Raw genomic sequence first — 9,744 nt, forward strand, 5'->3', positions numbered from 1 at the left:
ACGGTATGATCATCGGCAACAAGCAATCCAATGGAATCGACGACGCCGCAGACCAGAGGCTGCGGTTTCTGGTCTGCGGCGATCGCGGCATGCTCATCGAATGTGATGATCTGAACGCGACGCTGCGCTTGTTCGCCGCTGTGAAGGCGGCGGCCTCCGCAGCCGAATCATCAGCATGTGCGCCCATAACGACACCGACGCAATCAGCAACAGGTCAATCCCTCCACGCTCGCCCAGGCTCTTCGCCAACCTTCGACGCGGACTACCCGGCCGGCGTTTCTCCGAACATGAAGGGGATTGCCGCGCGCGCGTCGCACCACGCGGACGCACTGTCGGCAATCACCGAACTGATTCCAGCGGCGCGAACGCTGTTCATACGCTTCAATCCGCTCCTCACCACGCGCGCCGAGCTTGAGACCGCAGTACGGGGGCTGGATACACGCGTGGACGTCGCACACGCCGCCCATGCCATCTCCATTCCGGTGACGTACGACGGCGAGGATCTGGCCGAGGTGGCGGACATGCTCGGCCTGTCATCCGAAGCCGTGATCGCGCGGCATTGCGGTACCCCATGGTCCGTGGCGTTCGTGGGATTCGCACCGGGATTCGCCTACCTCACCGGCGGCGACCCGTGCTTTGACGTGCCGCGCCGCGCGACGCCCCGCCTTTCCGTGCCGGCAGGCGCCGTGGGGCTCGCCGGCAAGTTCTCAGGCATCTACCCACGCCCAAGCTCCGGCGGCTGGCAGCTTATCGGGCACACCGATGTGCCGATGTGGGATGATTCCGCCAAGGTTCCGGCGCTGTTGCAGCCCGGCGATACGGTCCGGTTTGCGCCGGTTCGTCCCCAAACACCGATAGTCTCGGGCTCGCCCGCGAGCGCTGGTGCCTCGGCGAGCGCGGATTTCCCTACAAACGCAGCCTCCCCAGACATCGCCGCATCCGACACATTCCAGCGGAACGCCGCATCGCCCTCCACTTCGGCCCTCATCGTTCTGCGCCCCGGCATCCTGGCCACGTTCCAGGACGACGGCCGCAACGCCGCGAACATGGGCGTCACAGGGTCCGGCGCGGCCGACCCGATCGCCTATCATCTGGCGAACGCCCTTGTCGGAAACGCACCGGGCACACCGGCCATCGAACTGACCAACGGCGGTGCCATGATCCAGGCCAGCGGCGATGCGGTCGTGGCCGTCGCCGGCGCACCGGTCGATATCACCATCACGGGGCGTGACGGCGGTCGGCCGTTTGCCATCGGCGGTCAGGAGGCATTCCTGTTGCGTGACGGAGAAACCATGACGATTGGCACGCCGACCGCCGGATTGCGCGATTATCTCGCCGTGATGGGCGGCTTCGACGTGCCGCGCATGCTCGGTTCGGCCTCCACCGACACCATGAGCGGCATCGGTCCCAAGCCATTGCACGCGGGGCAGACCGTGCCCATCGGCACCGGCTTGCGCACAGAGCCTACCGACGGCCAACGCACCACGGACGACAACCGTCATCGCGATGCCGACCCTGGTACTCGCCGGCCGTCGGCGGTCTCGGCCGGCGTGGCTCCCCGCGAGGACTGGCCTTCCGATCTGCCTTCGCCCGGCACGACCACCACGCTGGAGGTGACGTTGGGGCCGCGCGCCGACTGGTTCACCGATGCGGGATTAAACACGCTGCTGGAGCAGGAATGGCTGGTCACCGCACAGTCGAACCGCGTGGGATTGCGGTTGAGCGGCGAGGTGCCGCTGGAACGCCGCGACGCCGTCGAACTGGCCAGCGAGGCGACCGTCGCCGGAGCCGTCGAGGTGCCGACCAGCGGCCAGCCGGTGATATTCCTACGCGATCAGCCGGTCACCGGAGGGTACCCGGTGGTGGCCGTGCTGACCACGGCATCATTGGCGATGGCGGGACAATTGCCGCCGGGAGCCAGAGTGACATTCCGCGTGACGGCGACGCCGGCGAGACACCACATGGCAGCGACGAGTGGCTCCGACCCGCGGCTCGCTTCGCAGGATGACGGAGCCATCGCATCACATGAATTCGCAGAACGGACACACGAACAGGCAACGGAGGCATCACTATGAGCGAAACCCGTCATATTCAGCGCATTCTCATAGCGAATCGCGGTGAAATCGCGGTGCGCGTGATTCACGCCTGTCAGGATACGGGTCGTACGGCCATAGCCGTGTACGCCGACCCGGACGCCGATGCATTGTTCGTGCATCTGGCGGACGAGGCGTACGCGCTGGGCGGCGGAACGTCACGCGAAACCTATCTCAGCATCGGGCGCATCATCGATGTGGCGCGTCGTGTGCATGCGGACGCCGTGCACCCGGGGTACGGGTTCCTGTCCGAAAACGCCGATTTCGCCGCGGCTGTGATTGCTGCGGGCATGGTGTGGATCGGCCCCTCCCCCGAGACGATCCGTGAGCTTGGCTCCAAGGTGCAGGCCCGTCGCATCGCCGCGGACGTGGGCGCGCCGATGGCGCCCGGCACCACGGAACCGGTACGGGACCCGGCCGAAGTGGTTGCGTTCGCGCGCGAGTATGGTCTGCCGCTGGCCATCAAGGCCGTGTATGGCGGCGGCGGACGCGGACTCAAGGTGGTGCATGAGCTGGCGGACGTGGAGGAGGCGTTCGTTTCGGCCACGCATGAGGCGCAACTGGCGTTTGGCAACGGCGACTGCTTCATCGAACGGTTTCTGGCGCGCCCCCGCCATGTGGAGGTGCAGGTGTTGGGTGATGCGTACGGCCATGTGGAGGCCGTGGGCACACGCGACTGCTCGCTGCAGCGTCGCAACCAGAAGCTGATCGAGGAGGCGCCGGCGCCCTTCCTTCCCGCCGATACCGAACGGCGGCTCAGGGACGCGGCCGTGGCCATCTGCGAGCGCGCACGGTATACGGGTGCGGGAACGGTGGAGTTTCTGGTGGACCCGGACGGCACGATGTCGTTCATGGAGGTGAACACGCGCATTCAGGTGGAGCATCCGGTCACCGAAATGACCTGCGGCGTCGATCTGGTCGAGGCGCAGCTGGCGATTGCCGAGGGCACGCCGCTGGAGGTGGTTCTGGCCGGTGCGGCGGATGCGACGGCTTTGGCGGCGCGGGAACGTTCATCGGCGGCCGAAACGTCGTCGGAGGCGCTGGATGCGTCGGTACCGGCGATTCGGCCGCATGGGCATGCCGTCGAATTCCGCATCAACGCCGAGGATCCGGCGCGCGGCTTCGTGCCGTTCCCCGGCACGGTCACCTCGCTGCGGGTGCCTACCGGCCCCGGCATCCGTTGGGATTCGGGCGTTGCGGCCGGGTCGGTGGTGCCTGATCAGTTCGATTCGATGCTCGCCAAACTCGTGGTCTGGGCGCCCACGCGCGATGAATGCCTATTGCGGGCCAAGCGGGCGCTGGCCGAGCTGGAGATCGGCGGGGTGCCCACCGTCAAGGCGTTCGATCAGGCCGTATTGGCCCATCCGGATTTCGCCGCGGCGGACGGACGGTTCGCCGTGTACACCCGTTGGATCGAGGAGGAATTCCTGCCCGCCGCCGATGTGCAATCGTTGTCCGGCGGACGGTACGACGCGCGCACCGCACAGGACAAGCCGGTGGAGAGCTGGGTGGAGGTGGACGGCAAACGATTGCGGCTTGGGTTGCCGGCATCCTTCGCCGGAGTCGCGGCGTTGGGCGCCGGCTTGACGGGGTTGGCGGCAAATGCCACGGCAAACGCGCCGACCGGAACATCCGGCTCGGCCATGTGCACCGGGATGACCGCCATCGCCGATGCTGCGGGCTCCCCACTTCCCAATTCGATGAGCGGCATCGCGGCGCTGTTGGCTGCCTCTGGCTCGCTTGCCGGAACCGGTGCGACTACCGGTGCAAACGCCGCCGTGACGAACGGCAACGCCGTCGCCGCCACCATCAGCGGCACGGTGGTGCGATGGCTTGTCGATGACGGCGCACAGGTGCAACAGGGCGACCCGGTGGTGGTGTTGGAGGCCATGAAGATGGAGACCGAGGTCCCCTCCCCCGCCTCGGGAACGCTGCATCAGGCCGCAACGATCGGCGACTCCGTCCGGATCGATCAGCCGTTGGGCACCGTCACCGCGTAAGGAACGAATGCGAGACGCATAAGGGCACATAAGGGGAAAGGAAGGAATCATGACTGCGGATACCGGTTCGCTGGCATCATTGCTCAGCTGGAGGTACTACCCGAAAATCGCACGCATCTCGAATCTGGCCAGCCGCGACGTGGGCCGCGGTTCGGAAACGCTGATGACGTTCTCGCGCGGTGACCTGTTCCGAGCAGCGCGGCACCTGACGGTCGGGTCGCCGGCCAAAGCGCTGGCGGTCACCGGATTCTTCATTCCGCAGGCGCAGGAACCCGCCGCCGAAACCGACGGGCCGCTGGGCGCCATCGAGGTCTGCATGGCCTTGCGCGCCATCGGCGGGGACGCCTGGCTGGTCAGCGACGAATGCTGCGAACCGGTGATTCGGCCGGCTGCGGAAGCGCAGTTGCCGGCCGATCATGTGCTGATCGCCCCCACGGAAAGCGGCGCGTTCGACAGTTGGATGAACGGCGTGATCGATATGGCCAAGGCCAATGACATCGATACGATCATCTACATCGAGCGCGTGGGCCCCGCACGGGATGGACGGCCGCGCAACATGCGTGGCGTGGACATCACCGAATGGACCGCGCCACTGAGCCGCCTGACGCAAATGGATCTGCACACCATCGGGGTGGGCGACGGCGGTAATGAAATCGGCATGGGGCGTGTGGCCGAGTATGCCATCGAAGGCGTGGTGGCCCACGGTGAGGACATCGCCTGCACGGTGCCGACCGATCAGCTCATCGTCTCCGGCACCTCGAATTGGGGCGCGCACGCATTGGTCTGCGCCATCCGTGCCATGGGCCGGACGGAGGTCGAGCCGTACCTCGCCCCGTCCTGGCATCAATCCACATTGGAGACGATTGTGTCGCACGGCGGCCTCGACGGCGTGCATATGAACAACGTACCCACCGTGGACGGCCTCAATCCCGACCGGTATTACGCCGAAGTCAAGGCGCTGAGCGCGCTGGCGCGGTGAGCTGACCTGACAAATAGGACAAACCGGAAAGCCGTGCGAGCTGGGTGCAAGCACCATCTTGTCACGGTAGCGTTCAACACCTAATGTCCTGAACTCCATAGCAATCGGCCTTTGACCGGTACCGTGTGTTTCGTGCCCCACAAGCATTCGCCTGTGGGGAATCACACCGTATCGTTCAAAGGCCGATTTTGTTGCCGTTCGTAGACTCCGGCTGCCGATCAGTTGCCGTTGACCGCGTTGCCGTTGTTGGCCTGCTGCACGATGGCGGCGAGGAAGTCGCGGTTGGTGGCGGTCTTCTTGAGGCGCGGCACCAGCGTCTGGTATGCCTGCTCAGGCTCCATACCGCCCAGCAGTCGGCGCAGACGATAGATGATCGGCAGCTCCTGCGGATCGGTGATGAGCTCTTCGCGGCGGGTGCCGGAGGCGTTGATGTCGATGGCCGGGAACAGTCGCTTGTCCGCCAGTTCGCGGGACAGACGCAACTCCATGTTGCCCGTGCCCTTGAACTCCTCGAAGATCACCTCGTCCATCTTGGAACCGGTCTCCACCAGCGCGGAGGAGATGATGGTGAGCGATCCGCCGTTTTCGATGTTGCGGGCCGCGCCGAAGAACTTCTTCGGCGGGTAGAGCGCCTGGGCGTCCACACCACCGGACAGGATGCGGCCGGAGGCCGGGGCGGCGATGTTGTACGCGCGGGCCAGACGGGTCATCGAGTCGAGCAGCACCACCACGTCCTGGCCGAGCTCCACCAGTCGCTTGGCACGCTCGATGGCGAGTTCGGCGACCGTGGTGTGGTCGGAGGCCGGGCGGTCGAAGGTCGAGGAGATGACCTCGCCCTGCACGGTCCGTTCCATGTCCGTGACCTCTTCGGGGCGTTCGTCCACGAGCACCACCATAAGGTGGACCTCGGGGTTGTTCGTGGCGATGGCGTTGGCGATGTTCTGCAGCGTGATGGTCTTGCCGGCCTTCGGCGGAGAGACGATCAAGCCACGCTGGCCCTTGCCGATCGGGGCCACGATATCCATGATGCGGCCGGTGATCTTGTTCGGCGCGGTCTCCTGCTTCAGACGCTCCTGCGGGTACAGCGGGGTGAGCTTCGAGAACTGCGGACGGTTCTGGGCCTCTTCCACGCTCTGACCGTTGATGGAGTCGATGGACTGCAGCGGCACGAACTTCTGGCGCTGGTTGCGGCGGTCGCCCTCACGCGGGGCGCGAATGGAGCCATGCACGGCGTCGCCCTTGCGCAGACCGTACTTCTTGACCTGACCCATCGACACGTACACGTCGTTCGGGCCGGGCAGGTAGCCGGACGTGCGCACGAAGGCATACGAGTCGAGAACGTCGATAATGCCGGCCACCGGCACCAGATCCTCCTGCGGCTCGTCACGGCGGTCATTGCGATCATTCCGATCGACGCGGTCGAGGCGGTTCTCGCGGTCGCGGTCGGCACGCTCGTCGAAGCGACGGTCCTCATCGCCGGCGCCCAGCACGTCACGGTCACGGCCGCGCATGCGGCGTCCGCGGCGATCGTTGTGCTCGCTACGGTCCACGCCACGGTCGCGATTGCGGTTGCGACGCACGAATTCATGCTCCTCCGACTGCTCGTCGCCCTCCGGCTGGTCGTCCCGCTTCGGAGCCGCCTGTGTGGGCAGCGTGGCCAGGATGTCGTCGAGATCGCGGACGTTCTCCTCGTCGCCTTCCTGACGACGGCGACGGCGCGGCTGGTCGTCCTCATCGTCACGCACGCGACGGATCAACGGCTCGGCGGCCTCGTCACGACGGGTGCGGCGGCGACGGCCATCGCCGTCCTCGCCCAGATCCAGGGAAGCGAGCAGGCTGTCGCCCTCATCGTTGCGCTGACGGGTCTTGCGACGGCCGGTATCGGCCTGATCCTCGCTGCGGCGACGGAACGCACGCGGCTCGTCGGCGGAATCTTTGGCATCCTTCGTATTCTGGACGCGACGGGCACGACGGGGCTCGGCGTCGGCGTCGAGGGACGGCAGGTCGAGTTGGGCGACCGCACCGGCCACGGACTGATCGTTCCTACGGGAGGCACGGGTCTTGACGGCGGAATCGTCGGACTGCGCGGGCTGGCTCGGCACGTTCTGGGCCGGCGCGGACTGGGCCGGAGCCGCTGCCTCGACCGGCGCAACCGGCGCTTCCTTGGCCGCCTGCTGCGCGGATTCAGTGACCGCCTTCGTTGAGGTGTCGCCGGAGGTATCGGGCTTGTCCGCCTCCTTCTTGGCGACGGCCGGGGCCGACTTAGCCGTGGTCTTGGGCGCACGGACCGTCACACCCGCCGGCGGTTCGCCGCCGTTGCGCGCGGCCTGCAGTGTGGCGAGAAGTTCCGGCTTGCGCATGGTCGACGTGCCACGCAAACCCATCTGCTTGGCAAGCTCCTTCAGCTCAGGCAGCTTCATATCCTCAAGGTTCTGGCTATTTGCCACTGGTATGCCCTTTCCGTACCGAACAGGCTTGCGCCACTGCCGGCGTTAAGAGTGATTGTGCGGTGCTACCGCTCATAGATGTTCGCGGCGTCTCTGATACCAAGCGAACTTCGAATACTCTACAACGGCTAGCCGACCAACGCAAAACAGGAATGCCGCCATCCGGAGACCGTCTCGAAAAACAAAAACTCCCCTCAGGTTCACAGTCTGAGGGGAGCCAATCACAGGAGATTAACGGGAGCAGTCAGGCGCACGCCTCCTGAGGGGGCAACGACGAGGACGCTTTGCCGCTTATTCTCCGTAGGGGAAGTAGATAACGTGTGCGGCCTCTAGGCGCACCGAGGGAAGCAGTACAAATTGGTACTGCGACCGAGGAGCAACGACGAGGACGCTCCGTTATCTACTTCTCCTCGTGGTAGGACTTTTCGGTGTTGACGGACCACACGTTCTTCTTGGAGGTCTTGCCGGTCTTGATGTTGCCGACGGCCTCGATGGCGGTGGCCATGGAGTGATCCATGTTGTTGTAGTGGTGCTGACCGTTGCGGCCCACGCAGTAGAGGTTGCCGAAGGAATCGAGGTATTCGACCAGTTCGTCCATCTGGGAGTAGGTGTCGAAGTAGGCGGGGTAAGCCTTCTTGACCTTCTCGCGGTGGGTGTCGAGCACGTCGTCCGGGCTGGAGATGACCTTCATGCGCACCATCTCGTGGATGGCGAACTTGATGCAGTCCTCTTCGCTCATGTTCCAGAAGGCGTCGCCCTCGTCGCAGAAGTATTCGAGACCGATCCAGACGGTGTCGTCCACATCCTTGACCAGATACGGGCTCCAGTTGTTGAAGACCTGGATACGGCCCACGGTGTAGCCCGGGTCCTGCACGTAGATCCAGCAGTCCGGCACGATCGGCGGGTTGCCGAGGGTGGGGATGTTGGTGGTGTTCTTGAGGCGCAGGCGCTTGACGAGCAGGCCAACGGTGACGAAATCGCGGTACGGCAGGCCGTTGGCGATGACGGTCATGTCCTTCGGCGCGGGCTTGGACGCGGGCGCTTCGGCGTCCTCACCGGCGGCGTCGATGGCGTTGACCAGGTCCTTGATGGGCATGGAGGAGATGAACTGGTCGGCGGCGAGTTCGGTGCGGTTGCCTTCGGAATCCTCGTACACCACAGAGGAGATGGCACCGTGGTCCTGACGGACCTCGACCACCTTGGCATCGGTGATGACCTTGGCGCCGTTGGCCTCGCAACGCTTCTCGACGGTCTCCCACAGCTGGCCCGGGCCATACTTGGGGTACCAGAACTCCTCGATGAGGGAGGTCTCGACCTCGGCGTTGGAGCGCTTCTTCGGCATCAGCTTCTGGAAGGCGTTCTTGAGCACGCCGAGCACGCTCAGACCCTTGACGCGCTGGGCGCCCCAGTCGGCGGAGATCTGGGAGGGATGACGGCCCCACAGCTTCTCGGTGTAGCCCTCGAAGAACATGGAGTACAGCTTACGGCCGAAACGGTTGATGTAGAAGTTCTCGAGGTTGGTCTCGGGCAGCTTGTGGAACATGGACCGCAGGTAGCTGAAGCCGGCCTCCATGGTCATCACGAAGCCCATGGCCTTGAACGTGGAGGGCTTCAGGGAAATCGGGTAGTCAAAAAAACGACCGCCATAGAAGATGCGAGAGACGCGGTGGCGCTTGAGCATCACTTCGTCGGTGACCTCGGGGTCAGGGCCGCCGGGCTCCAGATCATGGTGGCGGCCCAGCTTCTTGTCATCATAGCTGGGGGCGCCCTGCAGCGGCAGGACCTCCTTCCACCAGTTCATGATGCGGGTGTCCTTCGAGAAGAAACGATGGCCGCCGATGTCCATGCGGTTGCCGTTGTGGCGCACGGTGCGCGAGATGCCGCCGAACACGCGGGTCTCCTCAAGCACGGTCACGTCATAATGCTCAGCACCGCCGTCCTTGACGAACTCCCAGGCGGCGGTCAGACCGGCGGGGCCACCGCCGATAATCACCACGGATTGCTTTTCGCTCACTGTGAATCTCCTTCTAACCAAATCAGCGACAGCTTATCCCAAGGCCGGGAAACGCACTCTGCACTTGTGCATTTCCTCCACGAATATTCATAGTCGGTTCATGCGCGCACCCTGCGCTCCCCATACATATCGACAGAGCGATATCGACAGAATGCCCATGCTGACACGTTATGCCAAGTCATGCCAAGCCACAGGTGAACGAGAATACCCC

At 64.8% G+C, this 9,744-nt stretch carries 5 protein-coding genes; 3 read left to right on the forward strand and 2 right to left on the reverse strand.

The genetic code is table 11. The features are described from left to right. Positions 1 to 5: 5 nt before the first annotated feature. The 3 genes from BG22_RS06465 to BG22_RS06475 are packed head-to-tail and all read left to right on the forward strand — an operon-like array spanning position 6 to position 5,072. Positions 6 to 2,075 carry an urea amidolyase family protein gene (locus BG22_RS06465; protein WP_219846932.1) on the forward strand — a complete coding sequence of 690 codons (2,070 nt, stop codon included), beginning with the start codon at positions 6 to 8 and terminating at the stop codon, positions 2,073 to 2,075. Further along, a complete protein-coding gene (locus BG22_RS06470; RefSeq protein WP_140494232.1) occupies positions 2,072 to 4,093 on the forward strand; it encodes a biotin carboxylase N-terminal domain-containing protein in 2,022 nt (673 codons plus the stop codon). Before BG22_RS06465 ends, BG22_RS06470 begins: the two co-directional genes overlap by 4 nt. A gap of 49 nt (positions 4,094 to 4,142) precedes the next feature. Next, positions 4,143 to 5,072 (forward strand): DUF4392 domain-containing protein, encoded by a 930-nt coding sequence (locus tag BG22_RS06475; protein ID WP_140494234.1) that lies wholly within the window; start codon positions 4,143 to 4,145, stop codon positions 5,070 to 5,072. A 218-nt stretch (positions 5,073 to 5,290) separates the two neighbouring features. Here the strand turns inward: BG22_RS06475 and rho are convergent, their stop codons facing one another. After that, positions 5,291 to 7,519, reverse strand: a complete 2,229-nt coding sequence (gene rho / locus BG22_RS06480) for a transcription termination factor Rho (protein ID WP_140494236.1) — start codon at positions 7,517 to 7,519, stop codon at positions 5,291 to 5,293. 400 nt (positions 7,520 to 7,919) lie between these two features. Further along, positions 7,920 to 9,533: an NAD(P)/FAD-dependent oxidoreductase gene (locus BG22_RS06485; RefSeq protein WP_140494238.1), complete on the reverse strand. Its 1,614-nt coding sequence runs from the start codon at positions 9,531 to 9,533 to the stop codon at positions 7,920 to 7,922. Positions 9,534 to 9,744 lie beyond the last annotated feature (211 nt).

Origin of the sequence: Bifidobacterium sp. UTBIF-78 (assembly GCF_006408945.1) — a bacterium.
GTDB lineage: Bacteria > Actinomycetota > Actinomycetes > Actinomycetales > Bifidobacteriaceae > Bifidobacterium > Bifidobacterium myosotis.